This is a genomic window from Kitasatospora gansuensis (assembly GCF_014203705.1).
GTDB lineage: Bacteria > Actinomycetota > Actinomycetes > Streptomycetales > Streptomycetaceae > Kitasatospora > Kitasatospora gansuensis.
This window is the reverse complement of the sequence record NZ_JACHJR010000001.1, coordinates 5,056,025-5,078,463: the sequence shown is the minus strand read 5'-3', so window position 1 is coordinate 5,078,463 and position 22,439 is coordinate 5,056,025. Positions and strand designations below refer to the sequence as shown.

The following is a 22,439-nucleotide window of genomic DNA, read 5'->3' as shown; positions in this document are numbered from 1 at the left end:
CCGTGAGGGTGACCGGAAGCATGCCGAGCCTGCTCGGACATGAGTGAAACAAGCTGATTAACGCAGTTGCGCGCAGGCATCCCCGGCAGTGTGCACCCGCCGCCCCGCGGCGGACAGCGGGCGTTATCGAAGCGTTGCGCGGCAGGAAGCCGCCAGAAACGGCTGGTGCCAAGTGCTTGACGCTTCGAGCCCCCGGGATCGAAGCTATGCCCGCACGTGATTGAAGATGCGCGATCAACGGGTGATTAGCGCAATATCAATCAGACCTGGAAGGACCCTCATGACCAATCGCCTCCTCCACCGGGCCGCGCCGCTCCTGCTCAGCGCCGTCCTGGTCGCCGCCGGCTCCGCCCTGGTGGCACCGTCGGCCGCCGCCAACGACGGCGTGAACCAGACGGCCGCCAACTACTCCACCGCCGCCTCGCCGGGCGGGGCGATCGCCGCCGCCCCGCCGATGGGCTTCAACAACTGGGCCCGTGCGGAGTGCCGTCCGCAGGCTCCGCTCGACGGCTCGCCCCGGATCAACTACTCGTTCCAGCAGTACATGCAGGACAACGCCAAGGGCCTGTACGACGCCGGCCTGATCGGTGCGGGCTACCGCACCGTCACCGTCGACGACTGCTGGATGTACCGGAACAGCGCCGGCTACCTGCACGGCGCGCTCAACTGGGACGCCAGGACCGACGTCCGCGACGCCGCCAAGCAGCCCGGCTTCGACCACGAGCTGACCGCGTACGGCGCCTACCTGCACAGCCTCGGCGCCAAGTTCGGCATCTACGAGACCTCCGGCACCCACACCTGTTCCACCTACGCGCCGGTCGCGCCCAGCCTGGCCAACGGCAGCGAGTACCACGAGCAGGCCGACGCCAACTCCTTCGTCGCCTGGGGCGTCGACGCGCTCAAGTACGACAACTGCGGGACCGAGGAGCCGCTCCAGACCCTCGACACCCGGATGGCGAACGCCCTCAACACGGCCGTCACCAACGCCAACAACGCCGGGACGCCCCGGCCGAACGTGATGTTCAACATCTCCGCGCCCGCCGCGTACAACAACGGCTCGACCAAGTCCGCGGCGATGAACTGGGTGCGCGGCCTCGGCCAGCTCTGGCGGATCGCTCCGGACATCTGGAACGACCGCGACAACGGCACCACCGACCCGTGGAGCCAGCCGCTCGGCGTGCAGTCCTCGTACAACTTCGGCGCGTACCAGAGCTTCGACGCCGCCGTGGACCTCAGCCGCTACCAGGGGCCCGGCAACTGGAACGACGCCGACATGCTGCTGATCGGCGACAACGGCATGACCACCGCCGAGGAGCGCAGCCAGCTGTCGCTGTTCTCCGCGCTGGCCGCGCCGCTGGTGATCTCCACCGACGCCCGCAAGTTCTCCCCCGCGTACCTGGACTCGCACCCCGCCGAGGCCGCCCACCTCAGGGCCTCGATCGGGATCCTCGGCAACAGCGAGGTGATCGCGGTCGACCAGGACCCGCTCGGCGCCGGTGGCCAGCGCGTCTCGGGCGGCGCCGCCAACGCGGACGGCAGCCCGGCCTCGACCGCCGGCCTGGACGTGGTCGTCAAGCCGCTGGCCGACGGCGGCCGTGCCGTGGTGGTGCTCAACAAGGGTGCCGCGACGGCGAACTACACCCTCGACCTGAAGGCGGCCGGCTTCAACACCACCGGCGGCAGCTACACCGTGCGCGACCTCTGGGCGCACACCACTGGCACCTCGACCGGCACCGTCGCGCTCACCATCGGCTCGCACGACAGCGCCATGCTGAGGATCACCCCGCCGAGCGGCTCGACCACCACCCCGCGCGGCCAGATCACCGCCTCCCGCGACAACTGGGCCAAGGCGTCCCTCTGCCTGGACAACTACCAGTCCCGCACCAGCAACACGGCCGTCGACGTCTACCCCTGCTCCGGCGGCTCCAACCAGCAGTGGCAGCGCAACGACGACGGCTCGGTCCAGCTGCTCCAGGCCGGGGCGTCGAACCTCTGCCTGACCGCGCAGAGCACCGTCACCACCGGGGTGATCAACGGTCAGCAGGGCCAGTGGGTCGGCGTCGCGCCCTGCGGCTCCGCCCCCGGCTGGCAGACCTGGACCTACAACCGTGACGGCAACCTGAAGCTCGCCGGCACCAGCAAGTGCCTCGACGTCTTCAACGGCGCCACCACCACCTCCGGCACCCCGGTCAGCCTCTACACCTGCGGCGCCGCGCCGAACGCGATCCAGGCCAACCAGACCTGGGCCGCCCCGTTCCGTACCCCGCCTGCCGCCTGACGCACCATCGGTCTCCGCGGTGAGCCGTCGTCCGGCTCACCGCGGAGCAGTCACACGCAGAGCACGTCGACGCCGTGAGCGGCGAGTTGCTCCACCAGCTCGTCGGGGGCGTCCTTGTCGGTGACCAGCGTCGAGATCCCGCTCAGCGCGCAGACCTGCGCGAAGGCCCGCTTCCCGATCTTGGTGGAGTCGGCCACCGCGATCACCTTCTCGGCCCGCTCGACCATCGCCCGGTTGACGTCGGCCTCGCCCTCGTCATGGGCGGTGGCACCGAACTTCGGGTCGATCCCGTTCACCCCGATGATCGCGTAGTCGAGCGAGATCCCCTGAAGCACCGTCATGGCCAGCGGCCCGGTCAGCTCGTAGGAGCTGGGCCGGGCCACACCGCCGGTGACCACGGTCTTCACGTACGGCCGCACCGCCAGCTCGTGCGCGATGTTGATGGCGTTGGTGACGACGGTCAGCGCCACCGCGTGGCCGTGGCCGGCCAGGTCGGCCCGGGACGCCAGCTCCCGCGCCACCTCCGAGGTGGTGGTCCCGCCGTTCAGCCCGACCACGGCGCCCGGCGGGACGAGCCCGGCCGCCGCCCGGGCGATCCGGTGCTTCTCGTCCGCCTGACGCGCCGTCTTGTAGCGCAGCGGAAGGTCGTAGGCCACCCCGCTCAGCACCGCTCCACCCCGCGTACGCGTCAGCAGCTGCTGCCGGGCGAGCTCCTCCATGTCCCGGCGGACGGTGGCCGTGGACACCCCGAGCGCCTCCGCGGCCTCGACGACCTCGATCCGCCCCTGCTCGCCGAGGATCTCCAGCAGCCGCGTCCACCGTTCGTGCGTGCTCATCACCGCTCCTTGCATCCTGCGCAGAGCCCGAGCGTATCGCGCGTAGACAGCCGGGCACTGCCCCATCCTGATGACTCGACAGGCCGGATACGGCGCGGCTTCAGTTGTCTCCGCGCGACCCGGCGTCGTCCAGGGCGCCGAGCACCACATCGCGCAGTCGGAGCAGGTCCGCCGCCATGTCGACGGACGGGTCCAGCAGCCACTGCAGCTGGAGGCCGTCGGTGGCGGCCAGCAGCACCCGGGCCGCCCAGTCGGCGTCGACGTCCGGGCGGGCCGGGGGCTCGGCCCCGCCGTCCGGGCGGCCCTCGGTGAGCGCACGGGCGACGCGCTCGCGCAGCGTCGCGTACCGCTCGGTGAAGTACGCGTGCGCCGGGTGCCCCGGCTCCGCCGCGGCCGCCGCCAGGTCCACGAACAGCTTCACCAGGCCCGGCGTCGCGACGTTCTCCGCCAGCAGCTCGGGACGCCACAGCGTCCCCTCCTCACCGTGCCGCTCGGCGGCGGCCACGTCGCGGGCCTCCAGCACGGCGGTGAGCAGCGCTTCCCGGCCACCGAAGTGGTGCAGGACGCCGGCGTCCGTCATGCCGACCCGCTCGGCGATCTCCCGGACCGAGACGCCCCGGCTGCCCGCCTCGGCATAGGCCGCCAGCGCGGCCTCGATGATCTGCTGCCGCTTCGCCGCGCTCTTCGCGTACGGCCCCCGGGGGCCACGAGTGCTCATCCGGGCAATCTAGCCGGGCGGCGGATTTCCCAAAACCTTGCCTCTCAAGGTTTTGAGATTTACCTTTGGCAGGACCGGGCGGTGCCCACACCCGCCCGTCCCACCCGAAAGGCCCTGCCATGCTCGCCTGCGCCAAAGGCATCGCGTTCCCGGACGGATTCCTGTTCGGCACCTCGACCTCCGCCCACCAGACCGAGGGCGGCAACACCACCAGCGACTGGTGGCAGCTCGAACACCGCACCGGACGGATCCCCGAGCCCAGCGGCGACGCCGCCGACAGCTACCACCGCTGGCCCGTCGACATGGACCTGCTCGCCGAACTCGGCTTCACGGACTACCGGTTCGGCATCGAGTGGGCCCGGATCGAACCCGAACCCGGCCACTTCTCGCGCGCCGCGCTGGCCCACTACCGCCGGATGGTCGACGGCGCCCTGGAACGCGGCCTCCGCCCGATGGTCACCCTGCACCACTTCACCCTGCCGCGCTGGTTCGCCGAACGCGGCGGCTGGCGGGCCCCGGACGCCGTCGAACGCTTCGCCCGCTATGTCGCCGCCACCGCGCCGGTGATCACCGACGGCGTACGGCACGTGTGCACCATCAACGAGCCCAACACGGTGGCCGCCCTGCACACCCTGACCGCCGCCGACCCGCCGTCTGCACCCGGACTCCCGCTCCCCGACCCGGAGTTGACCGCCGTCCTGATCGCGGCGCACCGGGCCGCCGCCGCGGCCGTCCGGGCGGTCTCGCCCCGGATCCAGGTCGGCTGGTCGGTCGCCAACCAGTGCTACCAGGCCGTCCCCGGCGCCGAGGAGGTGACGGCGGCCTACCGTCACCCCCGCGAGGACGTCTTCCTGGAGGCCGCCCGAGCCGACGACTGGGTAGGCGTGCAGGCGTACACCCGGACCCGGATCGGCCCGCGCGGTCCTCTCCCGGTCCGCGAGGGAGCCGAACTCACCCTCACCGGCCGGGAGTTCTACCCGGAAGCGCTCGGCGAAGCCGTCCGGCACACCGCCGAGGTCGTCGGCGACGTCCCCGTCATCGTCACCGGGAACGGCCTCGCCACCCGCGACGACAGCCGCCGCATCAGCTACACCCACCAGGCCCTCCGCGACCTCGCGGCGGCACTCGCCGACGGCCTCGACATCCGCGGCTACCTGCACCGGAGCGCACTCGACGGGTACGAGTGGGGTTCGTACCGGCCGACCTTCGGCCTGATCACCGTCGACCCGCAGAGCTTCCTGCGGGTGCCCAAGCCGTCGGCGCGCTGGCTCGGCCGGATCGCCCGCAGCGGCTTCCTGCCCGCGCCGTGACCGCCCGGCTCCTGATGCCCGAGGGAACCGCTCACGCAATAGGACCGCTCACAGCCCCGGACCGGCCCCGGCAGGGAGCCTTCCCAAATCCGCCCCGCGCCATTGACCCGCACCGGGCCGGGCAGCAGGGTCGGCGTCACCACCCGGTCCCCCTCGTGCTGTGAGGTAGTTCATGAGCCCCCTCGACCGTCGCGGTTTCGTCGCCGCCACCGGTGCCGCCGCCGCGGCCCTCGCCCTGAACCCGCTGAGCGCGGCGGCGATCGGGCAGTCCGACGGCAGCAACCCGACCGGTGGCGGGAGCGCGACCGCCACCGGCGGGCTGCCGTACGACGACCGGGCCGACTTCGCCGACGCCGAGCGGGGTTTCGTCGCGGCGCTCACCCCCGGCGTGGTGAAGAACGCGGCGGGCCAGGTGATCTGGGACAACGACGCGTACGCCTTCCTGAACGGCAACGGCAAGGCCCCGAAGACCGCCAACGCCGGCCTCTGGCGGCAGAGCCAACTCACCGCCAAGCAGGGCCTGTTCAAGGTCACCGAGCGGATCTACCAGGTCCGCGGCCTCGACCTGTCGAACATGACGATCGTCGAGGGCGACACCGGCATCCTGGTGATCGACCCGCTGATCTCGGCCGAGACCGCCGCCGCCGCGCTCGGCCTCTACCGCGCCCACCGGGGCGACCGGAAGGTGACCGGGCTGATCTACACCCACCCGCACGTCGACCACTTCGGCGGCTGCCGGGGCGTCCTGCCGAACGGCGCGGGCGGCGTACCGATCCTGGCCCCCGAGGGCTTCATGGAGCACGCCGTCTCGGAGAACGTCTACGCGGGCACCGCGATGACCCGGCGGGCCGGCTACATGTACGGCGCGCAGCTGCCCAAGGGCGCCGCCGCGCAGATCGGCTGCGGCCTCGGGCAGAACGTCTCGACCGGCACCATCGGCCTGATCCCGCCGACCAGGTACGTCGCGCGGACCGGGCAGACCGAGACCCTGGACGGCGTCCGGATCGAGTTCCAGCTGACGCCCGGCACCGAGGCGCACGCCGAGATGAACTTCCTCTTCCCGGACCTGCGGGCCGTCTGCATGGCGGAGAACGCCACCCACACCATGCACAACATCATCACCCTGCGCGGCGCCCAGGTCCGGGACGCCCGGCAGTGGGCGCTCTACCTCGGCGAGTCGGCCGAGCTGTTCCGGGACAAGGTGGACGTGGCCTTCGCCTCGCACCACTGGCCGACCTGGGGCGGCGAGCAGATCACCACCCTGCTGGAGCACCAGCGCGACCTGTACGCGTACCTGCACGACCAGACCCTGCGGATGATCAACCAGGGCCTGACGGGCCGTGAGATCGCCGAGCAGATCCAGCTGCCGCCCGCGCTCAACGCGGTCTGGGCGAACCGGGGCTACTACGGCTCGCTCAGCCACAACGTCAAGGGCATCTACCAGCGCTACCTGGGCTGGTTCGACGGCAACCCGGCGCACCTGTGGGAGCACCCGCCGGTGGAGGAGTCCAAGCGGTACGTCCGGGCGATGGGGGGCCAACGGCCCGCCCTCGCCACCGCCCTGCGCTTCGTCCACGACGGCGACCTGCGGTTCGCGGCCACCCTGCTCAACCACTGCGTCTTCGCCGACCCGGCCGACCGCCGGGCCAAGGCCGAGCTCGCCAAGGTCTACGACACCCTCGGCCACGCCACCGAGAACGCGGTCTGGCGGAACTTCTACCTCACCGGCGCGATGGAGCTGCGCGAGGGCGTGAAGCCCGCCACCGCCTCCACCACCGGCGCCGACATGCTGATGGCCCTCACCGTCGAGCAACTGATCGACTCGGTGGCGATCCGGGTCAACGGCCCCCGGGCCTGGGACCTCACCCTCACCATGGACTGGAACCTGCCCGCCCTCGGCCGGGTCTGGCACCTCCGGCTGGCCAACGGCGTACTGACCCACCGCAGCAGCACCGCTCCGGCCGCCGACGCCGGCGTCAGCCTCACCCTGACCAAGCCCCAACTGCTCGGCCTGCTCGGCGGCAAGGGCCTGGACGGCGTCACCGTCACCGGCGACACCACCCTGCTGACCAAGCTGCTGGGGGTGCTCGACAAGCCGGACCCGAACTTCGCGATCGTCACTCCCTGAGCGATCGTCAGGCCAGCAGCGCGGGGATCTCCTGGGTCGCGAACCAGAGCAGCTCGTGGTCCTCCGCACCGTCCACGGTGAACTGCGCGTCGTCGTCGCCCTTGTCCGCCGCCTCGATCACCGCGGCGGCGGCCGCGATGTCCGCCACCACCTCGGCGTCGGCCACGTCCGCGTGCACGGCGGCCGCCTTCGCCAGCGGCAGCGGGCCCTTCAGCACCACCCGCCCCAACGACGCCTGGTCCTGGTACTCGTCGCCGACGAACGCCCCGACCCCGGAGTCCGCCACCTCGACCGCCACCACCACCCGGCGCCGCGGCGCCCCGGGGTCGGCGGCGAGTAGCCGCAACGCGGCCTGCGCGGCCCGGTTCAGCGCCGCGTACTCCAACTCCTCCAGGTCGTCGCTGACATACCACTCACGCAGCGCGGGCGTCACCGCATACGCCACCGACTGGTCCAGCGCCCCGCCGGGGTACGCCGCCGCCAGGCCGGCCAGGGTCGTGGGCACGTACACGCGCATCGAGAGCACTCCGGGTTCGTCGCCAAGCAGAGGCTCAAACAATACGCGCCGTGCCTCTGGCAGCTCCGCAAGGTTGCACTATCCAGGGGCTCGGGGAACTGCGAGGAGATCTGGCGTGCGGGTCACTGCGAAAGTGCCTGACCACCCACGTGCCTGCAACGTTTCTCGAGGTCGGCGTCGCAGTTCCCCGAGCCCCTGGCCGTACACGGCTCAGCTCAGCGCACGGGCCACGCTGTGCAACGCCGTCTCCAGCACCTCCCCCCGCCGCGCCGGGTCCATCATGTTCGGCCCCATCGCCGCCAGATCCGCCGGCGTCGGCGCGAGCAGCTGCACCCGCACCCCCTCCGCCCGCAACTGCCGGGCCTCCCGCATCAACTGACGGGTCACCGCCCGCCGGTACCGGCTCACCAGGTGCACCAGCACCCCCCTCGGCCGCTCCCCCCGCCCGTCCGGCCAGGACGGCCGCAGGGCCATCGGCGCCAGCACGTACACCTCGTCCAGCCCCCGCCCCGCCATCAGGTCCGCGTTGGTGGCCGACCAGCAGCCCCCGTCCACGTACCGGCTGCCGTTCACCTCGACCGGCGCGAACCAGCCGGGGATCGCGCACGAGGCCATCACCGCCCGGTCCACCGCCGCCACCGGTGCGCCGGGGTCGCCGAAGACCACCCGCCGCCCGGTCCGGTGGTCCACCGCCGCCACCCGCAGCGCGGCACCCATGGTGTCCCCGGCCAGGCCCCGTACCAGCTCGCCGACCGGCGCCATCGAGCCCCGCCCGGTCGGCACCACGGCCGAGACCATGGTCAGGAAGGGGTACTCCCCCGGGTGCCGGACGACGTCCCGCAGCAGGCCGGGCGAGCCGATCCCGGGCCGGGGGCGGGGCGGCAGTGCGCCGCCCAGCACGGTGTCGTAGTCGAAGTCGATGCCCGCCAGCGGGCCGGTGACGATCTCCAGTCCGCGTTGGTGGTCCCGCAGGTCGGCCGCCTGCACGCCGGTGGCCAGCAGGGCGCCCAGGATCGAGCCGGCCGAGGTGCCGAGCACGATCTCGGCCGAGCCCGGCTGCCAGCCGGTCGCCTCCTCCACCGCGCAGAGCGCCCCGATCGTCCAGGCGGCGCCGAGCATCCCGCCCCCGCCGAGCACCAGTCCTCGTCGCACCATGCCCACCTCCACCCCGATCCTGCCGTCCGCGGCCGCCACCGGGCCCGCGCGCCACGAGGAACGTCCCCCTTCGGGCCCCGCCGTACCCGTCGCTCCGTCAGCCGGACGCGCCACCCCGGGCCGTACGGGTCCAACTCCCGCCCCGAACCTCACCCGGATAGGTGACACCAGCGGCCGCCGCCGACACGCTCCGAGGCTTCGTTGCCCGGTCCCCGGCCCACCGGTACCAAGGGACCCGACCGCATCCGCGAACGAAGGGCGCCCACCGTGACCGTTCCCGCACCGCACGTCCGCGCCCTGGTCCACCCGGTCGGCCCGCACCAGCCGCACCGGCGCCGCGCCGACCGGGTGCCCCGCCGCCCGCACCCGGTCGGCGAGCTGACCCCGCGTCACCCGCGCGGCGCCTGCGCCCCGGCCAGGACCGGGCAGGGCGTGCTGGCCGCGCGGTTCGCCCACCGGCTGGTCGAGGTACTCACCGGCCACCGGCCGGCCGGGCAGCTCCAGCGGCACACCAGCCTGCCGGGCTACCAGCAGCTCACCGCCCTGGTACGGACCGGACCGCTCCGCCCGCGCGGCCGGCTGACCGCGCACCGGCTGGGCCGGGTCTACGACTCCGCGCCGACCGCCCGGGCCCTGGAGGTCTGCGTCCGGGTCGAGTTCGGGCCCCGGCACCACATGGTGGCCTTCCGGCTGGAACGCCACCGCCGGACCGAGCAGTGGCAGTGCACCGCCGTGGAGGCCCGCTGAGAGAACGCCGAGAGGCGCGGAGCAGCGAGCTCCGCGCCTCCCGGGTACAACCGGTGCGACTACTTCCGACGACGACCCTTGGCGGCCCGCGCGGCCTTGCGGCGCTCGGCCCGGGTCAGCCCGTCGCCCTCGTCGCCGAGGGTGTCCTCGAAGTCGCCCTCGACGACCGTCTCGTCGCCGTCCACCGACGGGGCGGTGTAGTGCAGACGCTGCGGCTTCGGGGCCTCCAGGCCCTTGGCCTTGATCTCCGGGCGGGCGGCGGCGTCCTTCTCCAGCTTGGCCAGGGTCTCCTCGGCGTCCGCCAGCGGAACCTCCTCGACCTGCTGCTCGACCTGGACCTCCAGGTTGAACAGGTAGCCGACGGACTCCTCCTTGATGCCCTCCATCATGGCGCCGAACATGTCGAAGCCCTCGCGCTGGTACTCGACCAGCGGGTCGCGCTGGGCCATCGCCCGGAGGCCGATGCCCTCCTGCAGGTAGTCCATCTCGTACAGGTGCTCGCGCCAGCGGCGGTCCAGCACCGAGAGCACCACGCGGCGCTCCAGCTCACGCATGATCTCCGAGCCGAGCTGGTCCTCGCGGGCGCCGTACTGGGCCTGGATGTCCTCCTGGAGCACCTTGGTGAGGAAGTCCGAGGTCAGGCCGGCCGGACCGCCGGCCTCCTCCTCCAGCTCCTCCAGGTCCAGGGTGAGCGGGTAGAGCTGCTTGAGCGCGGTCCACAGCTTGTCGAGGTCCCAGTCGTCCTCGAAGCCCTCGCCGGTCGCGGCACCGACGTACGCGGCGACGGTGTCGTCCATGAAGTGGCCGACCTGCTCCTGCAGGTCCTCGCCCTCCAGGACGCGGCGGCGCTCGCCGTAGATGACCTCGCGCTGACGGTTCAGCACCTCGTCGTACTTGAGGACGTTCTTGCGGATCTCGAAGTTCTGCTGCTCGACCTGGGTCTGCGCCGAGGCGATGGCGCGGGTGACCATCTTGGACTCGATCGGCACGTCCTCCGGGACGTTGGCCATCGCGAGCACGCGCTCGACCATGCCGGCCTTGAAGAGCCGCATCAGGTCGTCGCCGAGCGAGAGGTAGAACCGGGACTCGCCCGGGTCGCCCTGACGGCCGGAGCGGCCGCGGAGCTGGTTGTCGATCCGGCGGGACTCGTGGCGCTCGGTGCCGAGCACGTAGAGGCCACCGATGCTCTGGACCTCCTCCTGCTCCGCCTTGACCGCGGCCTTGGCCTTCTCCAGCGCGGCCGGGAAGGCGGCCTCGTACTCGTCCGGGGTGTCCAGCTCGGTCAGGCCGCGCTGGGCCAGCTCGGCCGCCGCGAGGTGCTCGGCGTTGCCGCCGAGCATGATGTCGGTGCCACGGCCGGCCATGTTGGTGGCCACCGTGACGGCGCCCTTGCGGCCCGCCTGGGCGACGATCTGCGCCTCGCGCTCGTGGTGCTTGGCGTTCAGCACCTCGTGCGGGACGCCGCGCTTGCGCAGCTCCTGGGAGAGGTACTCGGACTTCTCCACCGAGACGGTGCCGACCAGGATCGGCTGGCCCTTCTCGTGCTTCTCGACGATGTCCTCGACCACGGCGGCGAACTTGGCCGGCTCGGACTTGTAGATCAGGTCGGGCTGGTCGATCCGCAGCGGGGTCTTGTTGGTCGGGATCGGGACCACGCCGAGCTTGTAGATCTGGTGGAACTCGGCCGCCTCGGTGGTGGCGGTACCGGTCATGCCACCGAGCTTGTCGTACAGCCGGAAGAAGTTCTGCAGGGTGACGGTGGCCAGCGTCTGGTTCTCGTTCTGGACCTCCACCCCCTCCTTGGCCTCGATCGCCTGGTGCATGCCCTCGTTGTAGCGGCGGCCCGCGAGCATGCGGCCGGTGTGCTCGTCAACGATCATGACCTCGCCGTTCATCACGACGTAGTCCTTGTCGTTCTTGTAGAGCTCCTTGGCCTTGATCGCGTTGTTCAGGAAGCCGACCAGCGGGGTGTTGACCGACTCGTAGAGGTTGTCGATGCCGAGGTAGTCCTCGACCCGGCCGACGCCCTCCTCCAGCACACCGACGGTGCGCTTCTTCTCGTCCACCTCGTAGTCGCGGTCGCGCTTGAGGCGCTGCACCAGCTTGGCGAAGTCGGCGTACCACTTGGTCGCCTGGTCGGCCGGGCCGGAGATGATCAGCGGCGTACGGGCCTCGTCGATCAGGATCGAGTCGACCTCGTCGACCACCGCGAAGTTGTGGCCGCGCTGCACCAGCTCGTCCTGCGACCACGCCATGTTGTCGCGCAGGTAGTCGAAGCCGAACTCGTTGTTGGTGCCGTACGTGATGTCCATCGCGTACTGGCGCTTGCGCTCGGCCGGCGACATGTTGCCGAGGATCACGCCGACCTCGAGGCCGAGGAAGCGGTGCACCCGGCCCATCCACTCCGAGTCACGCTCGGCGAGGTAGTCGTTCACCGTGATCAGGTGGACGCCCTTGCCGGTCAGCGCGTTCAGGTACGCGGGCAGCGTGCCGACCAGGGTCTTGCCCTCGCCGGTGCGCATCTCGGCGACGAAGCCCATGTGCAGCGCAGCGCCACCCATCAGCTGGACGTCGTAGTGGCGCTGGCCGAGCACACGCTTGGCCGCCTCGCGGACGGTGGCGAACGCCTCGGGGAGGATGTCGTCGAGCGTCTCGCCGTCGGCCAGCCGCTGCTTGTACTCGTCGGTCAGGGCGCGCAGCTCGTCGTCCGTGAGGTTGACGAAGTCCTCTTCGATGGAGTTGACCTGGGCGGCAATCCGCTGCAGCTTGCGAAGGGTCTTACCCTCGCCGGCGCGCAGGATCTTGTCGAAGACGGACACTTGGGCGGGCTCCTTGCCTGTCGGCTCTGGACGACTGCACGATGGGTCGACCCCACCGCACGGGCCATCGTATGCGAGGAGGCCAGCGCGCCGGGAGGTGCGTCAGCACGGTAATACCGTGTCACTCGCGGGAGCACAACCCCCGAAAGCATCCTGGTCCGGACAAAACGGGCCACCGTCCTTGCCCCTCGCGCTCGTTGTTACGTACAGAACGAGTCCTTGGTTCCCGGACCCGGGTTGTCGGACCCCGGCTCTACGCTGCTGGGCATGACCGCCCCGAGCTCTCCCGCCCCGACCGTCGAACTCTCCGCCGACGACGCCCGCCGGATCGCGCTGCGCGCCCAGGGCCTGCTCGGCGCCCCCGACCGCCGGGCCGGCGTCCGGGGCGTGCTGCGCCACCTCGGCGCGGTCCAGCTGGACACCATCTCGGTGCTGGCCCGCTCGCACGAGCTGATCCCGTACGCCCGGCTCGGCGCGGTCGGCCGCCCGGCGGTCGAGTCGGCGTACTGGGGCTCGGCGGCCACCTTCGAGTACTGGTCGCACGCGGCCTGCATCCTGCCGATCGAGGAGTGGCCGCTGTTCGCCTTCCGCCGCCGCGGCTACCGCAGCCGCGGCCACCTCTGGGGCGCCGACGTCACCGAGGAGACCTACCTGCGGGTGCTCGACCAGCTGCGCGCGGAGGGGCCGCTGACCTCCACCGAGCTGGGTGGCGCGAAGAGGACCTCGGAGTGGTGGGACTGGTCCGACACCAAGATCGCGGTGGAGCGGGCGCTCGCCTTCGGCGACGTGGTCTGCACCGAGCGGCGGAGCTGGAAGCGGGTCTACGCACTGGCCGAACAGGCCATCCCCACCGAGCTGTTCGAGCAGGACCCGACCGATCAGGAGTGCGTCCGGCAGCTGATCGCCCAGGCCGGGGCCGCGCTCGGGGTGGCCACCCGGGCCGACCTGATGGACTATCACCGGCTCAAGGCCAAGCACTTCGACGCCGCGCTGCCCGAGACCGGTCTGGTCCCGGTGACGGTGGCCGGCTGGGCCGCCCCGGCCTGGGCCGACCCGGCGGCGCTGGCGACCGCACCGCGCGGGCGGCACCGCACCACGCTGCTCTCACCCTTCGACTCGCTGGTCTGGGACCGCCCCCGCACCGAGCGGATCTTCGACATGGCGCACCGGCTGGAGGCGTACACCCCCAAGCACAAGCGGGTGCACGGCTACTTCGCGATGCCGCTGCTGGCCGGCGGCCGCCTGGTCGGCCGGGTCGACCCGGCCCGCGAGGGCCGCACCCTGGTGGCCCGTCAGGTCTCGCTGACCTCGCCCCGGCACGTCGGGGCGCTGGCCGAGGCGCTGCGCGAGGCCGCCTCCTGGGTCGGCTGCACCGACGTCCGGGTGGAGGCGCTGCACGACGAGTCGCTGCGCCCGGCGGTGGAGAAGCTGCTCGCCTGACGGCTGGTCAGTTCGGGTGATCTTCGTCGACCAGGCGTGTCGTCGGCGATCAAGAACCGTTGCCCCGTGGTGTCCGCACCACGACCATTTGGAGCAACGATGAGTCCAACCACCACCGCCCGGGCCTGGCTGAGCCGCCGCGCCCTGCTCGGCACCGCCGCCGCCGCGACCGCGGCGGGCACCGCCGGGTTCGCCCTTCGCTCGGTGGCCGCGCCGCGTCCCCTGGCCGACGAGGCGGTCAGCCGGGGGCTGGCCAGGGAGATGCTGATGGTCGCCGACGACGAGCGGACCGACCTCACCCTGGAGTACCTGAAGATCCTGATCGACGGTCAGCTCCCGCCCGGCCCCGCCACCACCGGCACCAGGCGCAAACGCGTCCTGGTGGTCGGGGCGGGCGTCGCCGGGCTGACCGCGGCCACCCTGCTCAAGCGGGCCGGGCACGAGGTCGTGATCATCGAGGCCAACGGCAGCCGGGTCGGCGGCCGGATCAAGACCTTCCGCGGCATGTTCACCGACTCCCGGCAGTACGCCGAGGCCGGCGCGATGCGACTGCCGGACTTCCACCCGCTGGTGCTCGCACTGGCCGACAAGCTGGGCCTGAAGCGGCAGTTGTTCTACAACGCCGACATCACCCCGGGCACCCGGGCCGCCGGTGCGGTGCCCGCGGTGACGTACCGCTCGTTCACCGGCGAGACCTGGTCCAACGGGCCGGAGCGGCCGTTCCAGCCGCCGACCCCCAACTTCCGCAGCTTCCTCGCGGTCAACGGCCTGCAGACCACCAGGGCCGCGTACGCGCAGTCCCCCGCCGAGGTGAATCGTTCCTTCGGTGCCCGGTTCGAGACCACCGCCGCCAAGGCCGTCGACGAGGCCTTCGCCAGGGTCACCGTGGGGCCCGGCGACATCCGGCAGCGCCTGGACGGCTGGACCGGGATCTTCCAGCGGTACGGCTACCACTCCACCCGGCAGTTCCTGCGCGAGGAGGCCGGCTGGGACCCGGTCTCGGTGCAGGCCGCCGGGACGCTGGAGAACATGACCTCCCGGCTGCACTACTCGCTGATCCCGACCCTGATCGACCACGCGGTGATCAGCCCGACCAACCGGTACTGGGAGCTGGAGGGCGGCACCGACACGCTCACCACCAAGCTGGCCGAGCCGCTGGCGGCCGAGCTCCGGATGGGCCGCCGGATGACCCGGCTGACCCAACAGCCGGGCGGGGTACGGATCGAGACCACGGCCGAGACCGGCGACGAGGAGTCCTGCGACGGCGCGCCGACCGGCCAGGCCGAGGTCTTCGAGGGCGACTACGCGATCGTCACGATCCCGTTCAGCGCGCTGCGGTTCTGCCGGATCGAACCGCTGATGTCCTACCCGAAGCGGCGCGCGGTGGCCGAGCTGCACTACGACTCGGCGACCAAGGTGCTGCTGGAGTTCCGCACCCGCTTCTGGGAGCACGGCCCGCACGGCTTCGCGGGCGGCGGCTGCGTCTCGGACAGCGCGAGCCGGTTCACCTACTTCCCCTCGCACGCCCCGGACGGCGCCCCTGGTGGCGTGGTGCTGGCCGCGTACACCTGGGCTGACGACGCGATGCGCTGGGACTCGCTGACCCCGGGCGAGCGGTACGCCTTCGCGCTGAACGACCTGGAGCGGCTGTTCGGGCCGCAGGTCCGCCGCGAGTTCACCGGCGTCGGGGTCACCCAGTCCTGGGCCCGGGCCCGCTACGCGCTCGGCGAGGCGGTCATCCCGACCCCGGGCCAGCTGCACGAGCTCCACCCGGCCGCCCGGCTCCCCGAGGGCCGGGTGCACTTCGCCGGCGAGCACACCAGCCTGAAGCCGGCCTGGATCGAGGGCGCGCTGGAGTCCGCCGTCCGCACCTTCCTGGAGGTCAACGCCCGCTGACGGCCCGTCGGATCCTGGGGACCGGTCAGCCGATCTCCAGGATCTTCTCCCGCATCGCGTAGACCACGGCCTCCATCCGGGAGTGCAGCTGGAGCTTCTCCAGGATGTTCCGGACGTGGTTCTTCACCGTGTTCTCGCTGATGAAGAGCTCCTTGGCGATCTCCCGGTTGTTCATCCCGGTGGCGACCAGCTTGAGCACCTCGAGCTCGCGGTCGGTCAACCGCGGCGCGGGCACCAACTCCCGGTCGTCCGACCGCCGTTGGATCATCGACTTGAACTCGGTGAGCAGCTTGGAGGCCATCGCCGGACTGATCTGCGACTGCCCGTCGGCGACCGCCCGGATCGCGGTGGCCACCTCGTCGGTGGAGATCTCCTTGAGCAGGTAGCCGGTGGCCCCCGCCTTGATCGCCTCGTAGAGGTCGGCTTCCTCGTCGCTTATCGTCAGCATGATGATCTTGGTGCTGGGCACCACGTCCTTGATCGCGGTGCAGGCCTCGATCCCGCTCCGCCGCGGCATCCGGACGTCCATCAGGATGATGTCCGGCAGCAGGTCCGCCGCCTTGACCAGCGCCTCGGCACCGTCCCCCGCCTCGCCGACGACCCGGATGTCCTCCTCCTCGGCCAGCACGATCTCCAGGCCTCGGCGGAACAGGGCGTGGTCGTCCACCACCAGCACCCGGATCGGTTCGGCCCGGCGCGGCGGATAGTCCGCCTCCCGGGCCTGTTCGGTCGTCAGACCGAATCGCTCCCCCATCCGTGCCTCCCCGTCACCGGTCAGTGTCCGGCCATCATTCCACGAAGCGCCGCTCCTGATCACCCTCCGCCGTCGGTCCGCCCAGCTGGGTGACCCCCGGTGGCCGAGGCCGCCGGGGGTCACCCGTTCATCGACTGCTGTTCGGTTGTCGCAGCGGGGTCCGCTCAGTCGTCGTCGGGCCCGCCGATCGCACCACCGGCGCCGCCCACCTCACCGACGGTCGAACCGTCCGTGGTCAGGTGGATCACGCCGTAGTGGTAACCGTGCCGCCGGTAGACCACGCTCGGCAGGCCGCTGTCCTTCTCGACGAAGAGATAGAAGTCGTGACCGACCAGCTCCATCTCGAACAGCGCCTGGTCCAGCGCCATCGGCGCGGCGCCATGGGTCTTCTCGCGGACGACGAGCGGCCCGTCGCCCTCCACCTCCAGGGATCCCATCATGGTCTTGCGAACGGCCCCGTTGGCCCCGGCGCTCGGCTGCTCCGCCTCGGGGAGCCTGGCGAGCGCGGCCGTCGCCTCGGCGACGCTGATCGGGGTACGGCCGTTGCCGCCCTTGTGCACCCGGCGCCGGTCGGCCGACTTGCGCAGCTGCGCGTCGAGCTTCGCCGAGGCCAGGTCGAGCGCCGCATAGGGGTCTGCGGCGGCGGCCTCGGCCCGGATCACCGGGCCACGGGTACGGAGGGTGATCTCGACCCGCTCGGAGCGGTCGGCCTGACGCGGGTTGTGTTCCTTGGACACCTCGACGTCGAGGCTGATCACCTTGTCGTCGAACTTCTGGACCTTCTCCAGCTTCTCGGCCACGTGCTCGCGGAACCTCTTGGGCACCTCGGTCTTGCGGCCCTTGACGACGATGTCCACGCAGAACTCCGATCCCTTGTTGCTGACGCCGACCCGGAGTGCTCACCGGACCGGACTGAGACCCAGCCGGACCAACCTCTCTGCCACCTACCCCGCGGTTCGCCGGGAGCGGCGAGCGCGACTGGCCCTCACCTCACTTCCTCCCCACCAGGAACGCTTGAAACCCCTTGGAGCCTTATCGAACACCTCACACCGGGATTTCGCCTCCCCAGTCTTGTGCCGGTCGAACAACGTAGTGGCGCAGCGCTGGCGATACAGCTGTTCCACCCTGTTTACCCTCCTGGGGGTGAAACATCGGTAAACCCCTGGACAACACCCCCAGGGCGGACCACCGTTTGGCCCAGCCGCTCCCGAGGAGGCCGCGATGGCCGTCCACCTCCTGTTCGAACTGCTCGACCTGCTGCTGCCCACCGGCTGCGCGGGCTGCCGCACCGGCCGCACCCAGCTCTGCCCCGCCTGCCGCACCGCCCTGACCGCCGCCGAGGCACGCCCCGCCGGGCCGCGGCCGGCCCCGCCCGGGCTGCCCCCGGTGCACGCCGCAGGCCCGTACGCGGACCCGGTCCGGCAGCTGCTGATCGCCCACAAGGAGCGCGGTGCGCTGCGGCTGGCCGGGCCGCTCGGGCAGGCGCTGGCCCGGGCCGTCCACCCGCTGCTGGACGGCCGGCCCGTGCTGCTGGTGCCGATGCCCTCGACCCGGCGCTCGGTCCGGGCCCGCGGGCACGACCCGACGCTGCGGCTGGCCCGGGCCGCCGCCCGGGAGCTGCGCCGGGGCGGTCATCCGGTCCGGGCCGCGCCGGTGCTGCGGCACGGCCGCGCGGTGGCCGACCAGTCCGGGCTGAGCGCCGCGCAGCGCCGTACCAATCTGCACGGCGCGCTCGCTCCCCGGCCGGGCGCGGCGAGGCTGCTGACCGGCCGTCAGCCGGTGCTGGTGGACGACCTGGTGACCACCGGCGCCACCCTGGCCGAGGCGGCCCGGGCGCTCACCGCGCTCGGGCACCCGCCCCGGGGCGCCGCCACGGTCGCGGCGGCGGTCCGCAGGCGTCAGCCGGGGTAGCTGAACATCCAGGACCCGGACTTGTCCGGGATCTCGCGCCACTGGTTGCCGACCAGCCGGTAGATCTGCTGCTTGGCCGAGGAGGTGGCGAGCACCGGGGGCACCTTCTCCGACTGGTCGTCGCGCGCCTCGGTGGCGGAGACCGAGGACATCGAGTCGCCGCCCTGGAGCACGAAGTCGGAGTTCACCGAGCCGTCGGTGCCGAAGTAGTGCAGCTGCTGGAGCTTGCCGTCCTCCTTGCCGAGCACCAACAGCTGGTCGGTGTCGGCCCAGGAGACCGAGACCACCTCACTGAGCACGGTGCCGACCGGCCGCAGCTCGGTCACCGCGGCCTTCGGCGCGGCCGGGGTGCCGAAGTGCTCGACCCGCCCGATCAGCAGGCTCTTCGGGTGGCCCGGCTCCGCCACCACCAGCGCGATCCTGGTCCCGTCCGAGGCCACCTTGAGCGAGTACACGCTGCGCGCGCCCAGGCCGTCGATCCGGACCGGTACGACGGCCTTGCCGCGGATCACCTTCACCTCGGAGCCGTCCTTGGCCCGGTCCACCACCCAGAGCGAGCCGCGCCCGTCCCAGCTCGGCGAGGTCAGCCCGCCGTCAGGCCCGGCGGGGGTGCTGCGCAGCACCGATTCGCCGAGCTTGCCGCCCTCGGTCACCTGCAGCCGGTCGTGTCCTGCACTGACCACGGCGGCCTCGGTGCCGTCCCGGCGGACCGCGAACTCGGCGGGCCGCGGCGTCTTCTCCTGCCCGAGGTCGCCGGTCATCGGCACGCTGTTGGCCGAGTCGTCCGAGGTCTGGGCCAGCTGCCCGTTGCCCATCAGGTAGTACTGCCGGGTGCCGGCCGTCCCGCCGGCCAGCGCGCCGGGCGCGATCTGCGCGGTGCGACCCGCGTCGGTCTGGCAGCCGCCCCGGTCACCGAGCAGCTCCAGCCGCACCAGCTGGGACTTGCCCTGCAGGCCGGAGAGGGTGTGGAAGAGCTGGGCGGCCATCTGCTGGCAGCGCGGCTGGATGCCGCCGAAGTCCGGCACGGTGATCCGCACGGTGGCGACACCGCTCTCGTTCACCGTGACGGTGTCCCGGATCCTGGTGGTCTTGTCGAAGACCGGGTCGACCACCTTGCCCAGCCAGCCGGACGGACCCTCGACCAGCGCCTTGGCGGCGGAGGTGAACGGGTCTATTCGGCCCCGCAGGTAGACCGGGTCCGGCACCAGCACCGGGTTCTGCCGGTCGGTCCACGGGTCCTCGGCGGACGGGTAGTAGAGGTGCACGGCGCGGTAGCCGTTCTTGAACTTGGTCTGATCGATGATCAGACCGTCCGGCAGCTGGTCGATCCGCCACTGGCCCTTGTTCTTGCCCTCGGTCTCCTTGACGAAGGTGAACTGCCGCTCGAACTGGGCGCCCTGGACCGTCCGGTAGGTGTGCTTGCCGTCGAGCGAGGCGACCTGATCACCCGTCACCCGGATCTCGGTCCGGGTCTCGTCCGCGCCGTCGACGGAGTCCTTCACCGAGGTGCTGCCCAGCACCGCCACGCCGGCGTCCGGGTTCCACCGCTTGGCGGCCGCCACGGTCAGGTACTCCTTGGCCGTCACGTAGTCGGGCTCGTCCGCGTTGGCGGCGCCCAGGAAGCCTTCCAGCAGGCTCTTCGGCCCGTCGCCCGCCTGCGGGGCGACCGGGAAGACCCGGACCTGGAGGTTCTCCGAGCCGCCCGCCTGCGCGAGCTCGACCCGCTCCGGCGACCCGTCGGAGGGCATCGCGACGCAGCCCGCGGTGAGCGTCGAGACGATCACCATGCCGAGCGCGCCCACGGCCCGCCGGTCAGTCCTGTCCGTCCTCGGCACGCTCGGCCCCCTCCGTCTCGCTCTGGTCGGCGTCGTGCTCGGACGCCTTCGGCGCGGCGGACGGCCGGACCGCCGAACGGTCCACCACCACCTGGGCACCGGTCGCACCGTACCCCGCCGCCGCGGTCCGGACGTCCGAAGGGTCGGAGACCGGTGCGGTCGGCGCCTTGCCCAGGCCGGGGCCGATGCTCAGCACCCCGCCGAGCCCGCTGCCGAAGCCACCGTTGGGCGTCTCCGGGGTCTCCGGGACCTCGCCACCGGGCTCGCCCGACGCGGTCAGCGCGGTCGCCCCGGCCGGGCGGGCCCGCCGGTACGGCGCACCGGTGGAGCTCAGGCCGCGGTTGTGCCGGGAGTCCTCCGGCTCCAGCCGGAACGGGGCCCGGCTGATCTCGCCGCCCCGGGTACGCGGCAGGGTGAGCCGGAAGTGCGAGCCGCCACCGGGCTCGCCCCAGGCCTGCAGCCAGCCGCCGTGCAGATGGGCGTCCTCGACCGCGATCGACAGCCCGAGGCCGGTGCCGCCGGTGGTCCGCACCCGGGACGGGTCGGCCCGCCAGAACCGGTGGAACACCCGGGACGCCTCGCCGGGCTTCAGCCCGATGCCGTAGTCCCGGACGCCGACCGCGACCGCGCCGCCGGCCGAACCGAGCCGGATCACCACGTCCCGGCCCTCGCCGTGCTCCAGCGCGTTGACCACCAGGTTGCGCAGGATGCGCTCGATCCGGCGGGAGTCCACCTCGGCGAGCACCGGCTCCTCGCCGCCGCGGATGATCACCGCACTGCCCTTGGCCTGCGCCAACGGGTCGGCCGCCTCGACCACCCGGCCGACCACCTCCCGCAGGTCCACCGGCTCGGCGTCCAGGATCGCCGCGCCCGCGTCGAACCGGCTGATCTCCAGCAGGTCGGCCAGCAGCGACTCGAACCGGTCCAGCTGACCCTGCAACAGCTCGGCCGAACGGGCCGCCATCGGGTCCAGGTCGTCCCGGCTGTCGTAGATCAGGTCGGCCGCCATCCGCACCGTGGTCAGCGGGGTGCGCAGCTCGTGCGAGACGTCCGAGACGAACCGGCGCTGCACCCGGGAGAGTTCCTCCAGCTGCCGGATCTGCGCCTGCAGCGCGTTGGCCATCCGGTTGAACGATTCGCCGAGGCGGGCGATGTCGTCGGTCCCGGTGACCTTCATCCGCTCCTCCAGGTGCCCGGCGGCGAGCCGCTCGGAGATCCCGGCGGCCATCCGGACCGGGGTCACCACCTGACGGACCACCAGCCAGGCGATGCCGCCGAGCAGCATCACCACGAACAGCCCGGCGGTCGCCAGGGTGCCGGTGACCAGGTCGAGGGTCTTGCTCTCCTGGCCGAAGGAGAAGACGTAGTAGAGCTGGTAGTTGGCGTTGTCAGGACCGGAGAAGTGCTTGCCGATGACCAGCCCCGGCTCCTCGTAGGGCGGGCTGTCACGCTTGATCATCGTGGTCTGCTCGTGCGAGACCGACTGCTCCGCCGCGACCCGCGCGCGCAGCTCGGGGGAGATCGAACTGGGCAGGATGTCACCGGAGTAGTACGCGCCGCGCAGGCCCGCGCTGGCCGCGCTCGCCTCGGTGCCCTTGCCCGGCACCAGGGCGATCACCGAGTAGACCCCGGTACCGCCGGTGGCCAGGTCGGAGACCTGCTTGATCAGCCAGGTGCTGCTCTCCTCGCGGGTCGGGTCGTTGTTCGCCCCGACCCTGGCCTGCAGGTTGATCGCGTCGTTGATCTTCTCCTGCTCGATCTCGAAGCCGCCCCTGGCCTGGCCCTGGGCCGCGTGCTTCTTGGCGTCCAGCAGCCCGGTACGGACCTGGGCCACCACCACCACGCCCAGCACCAGCACCACGGCGAGCGACAGCAGCAGGGTCGCCGCCACCACCCGGACCTGGATCGACCGCCGGTAGAGCGCCAGCAGCCGGTGGACCGGCCGCCGGAACTGACGGACCACCGACGCGAGCAGTGCCCGCAGACCGCTCCGGGGCCGGTGGCCCTCGGTGGTCGAGCTCAGCACGTCCCCGCGCACGGCGGACTCCCCGTCGGCGGCGGTGCCCGACGGGGAGTCGTCAGTCTGGTGCGTCAC

At 72.0% G+C, this 22,439-nt stretch carries 15 protein-coding genes and 1 pseudogene; 7 read left to right on the top strand and 9 right to left on the bottom strand.

From position 1 onward, the window contains the following. Positions 1-280 precede the first annotated feature (280 nt). Positions 281-2,278, top strand: coding sequence for an alpha-galactosidase (locus F4556_RS22710; RefSeq protein WP_184919010.1), 1,998 nt, complete (start codon positions 281-283; stop codon positions 2,276-2,278). A 50-nt stretch (positions 2,279-2,328) separates the two neighbouring features. On the opposite strand, the gene F4556_RS22705 is transcribed toward F4556_RS22710, so the two are convergent. After that, complete coding sequence (locus F4556_RS22705; RefSeq protein WP_184919008.1) at positions 2,329-3,114, bottom strand: DeoR/GlpR family DNA-binding transcription regulator; 786 nt, start codon at positions 3,112-3,114, stop codon at positions 2,329-2,331. 100 nt (positions 3,115-3,214) lie between these two features. Further along, the gene (locus tag F4556_RS22700; RefSeq protein WP_184919006.1) at positions 3,215-3,832 is read right to left on the bottom strand and encodes a TetR family transcriptional regulator; all 618 of its coding nucleotides are present in this window, start codon (positions 3,830-3,832) and stop codon (positions 3,215-3,217) included. A gap of 119 nt (positions 3,833-3,951) precedes the next feature. Here F4556_RS22700 and F4556_RS22695 point away from each other — a divergent pair, with 119 nt between their 5' ends. Beyond that, positions 3,952-5,142 carry a family 1 glycosylhydrolase gene (locus tag F4556_RS22695; RefSeq protein WP_184919004.1) on the top strand — a complete coding sequence of 397 codons (1,191 nt, stop codon included), beginning with the start codon at positions 3,952-3,954 and terminating at the stop codon, positions 5,140-5,142. A gap of 172 nt (positions 5,143-5,314) precedes the next feature. Further along, complete coding sequence (locus tag F4556_RS22690; protein WP_184919002.1) at positions 5,315-7,270, top strand: alkyl/aryl-sulfatase; 1,956 nt, start codon at positions 5,315-5,317, stop codon at positions 7,268-7,270. Positions 7,271-7,277: 7 nt separating this feature from the next. Here the strand turns inward: F4556_RS22690 and F4556_RS22685 are convergent, their stop codons facing one another. After that, positions 7,278-7,787, bottom strand: a complete 510-nt coding sequence (locus tag F4556_RS22685) for a DUF6912 family protein (protein WP_184919000.1) — start codon at positions 7,785-7,787, stop codon at positions 7,278-7,280. A gap of 210 nt (positions 7,788-7,997) precedes the next feature. Then, positions 7,998-8,942: a patatin-like phospholipase family protein gene (locus F4556_RS22680; protein WP_184918998.1), complete on the bottom strand. Its 945-nt coding sequence runs from the start codon at positions 8,940-8,942 to the stop codon at positions 7,998-8,000. A gap of 267 nt (positions 8,943-9,209) precedes the next feature. Here F4556_RS22680 and F4556_RS22675 point away from each other — a divergent pair, with 267 nt between their 5' ends. Further along, positions 9,210-9,689: an Rv3235 family protein gene (locus F4556_RS22675; protein ID WP_184918996.1), complete on the top strand. Its 480-nt coding sequence runs from the start codon at positions 9,210-9,212 to the stop codon at positions 9,687-9,689. 59 nt (positions 9,690-9,748) lie between these two features. Here F4556_RS22675 and secA read toward each other — a convergent pair whose 3' ends face one another. Beyond that, entirely contained in the window at positions 9,749-12,508 is a 2,760-nt protein-coding gene (gene secA, locus F4556_RS22670) for a preprotein translocase subunit SecA (protein WP_184918994.1), read from the bottom strand. 267 nt (positions 12,509-12,775) lie between these two features. Between secA and F4556_RS22665 the strand changes: the two genes are divergently transcribed. Further along, a complete protein-coding gene (locus tag F4556_RS22665; RefSeq protein ID WP_184918992.1) occupies positions 12,776-13,948 on the top strand; it encodes a winged helix-turn-helix domain-containing protein in 1,173 nt (390 codons plus the stop codon). 99 nt (positions 13,949-14,047) lie between these two features. Further along, a complete protein-coding gene (locus tag F4556_RS22660) occupies positions 14,048-15,844 on the top strand; it encodes a flavin monoamine oxidase family protein (RefSeq protein WP_184918990.1) in 1,797 nt (598 codons plus the stop codon). Between the two features lie 25 nt (positions 15,845-15,869). On the opposite strand, the pseudogene F4556_RS22655 reads toward F4556_RS22660, so the two are convergent. Then, positions 15,870-16,538: pseudogene (locus F4556_RS22655) on the bottom strand (response regulator); the annotation flags it as partial. 224 nt (positions 16,539-16,762) lie between these two features. After that, complete coding sequence (gene hpf / locus F4556_RS22650) at positions 16,763-17,455, bottom strand: ribosome hibernation-promoting factor, HPF/YfiA family (protein ID WP_184918986.1); 693 nt, start codon at positions 17,453-17,455, stop codon at positions 16,763-16,765. 364 nt (positions 17,456-17,819) lie between these two features. On the opposite strand from hpf, the gene F4556_RS22645 reads away from it, so the two are divergent. Next, positions 17,820-18,509, top strand: a complete 690-nt coding sequence (locus F4556_RS22645) for a ComF family protein (RefSeq protein ID WP_184918984.1) — start codon at positions 17,820-17,822, stop codon at positions 18,507-18,509. Here the strand turns inward: F4556_RS22645 and F4556_RS39520 are convergent. Further along, entirely contained in the window at positions 18,497-20,344 is a 1,848-nt protein-coding gene (locus F4556_RS39520; RefSeq protein ID WP_184918982.1) for an LpqB family beta-propeller domain-containing protein, read from the bottom strand. The two genes, F4556_RS22645 and F4556_RS39520, sit on opposite strands and share 13 nt — an antisense overlap. Beyond that, on the bottom strand, positions 20,322-22,439 hold the full coding sequence (gene mtrB, locus F4556_RS22635; RefSeq protein ID WP_184918980.1) for an MtrAB system histidine kinase MtrB: 2,118 nt from the start codon (positions 22,437-22,439) through the stop codon (positions 20,322-20,324). Before mtrB ends, F4556_RS39520 begins: the two co-directional genes overlap by 23 nt.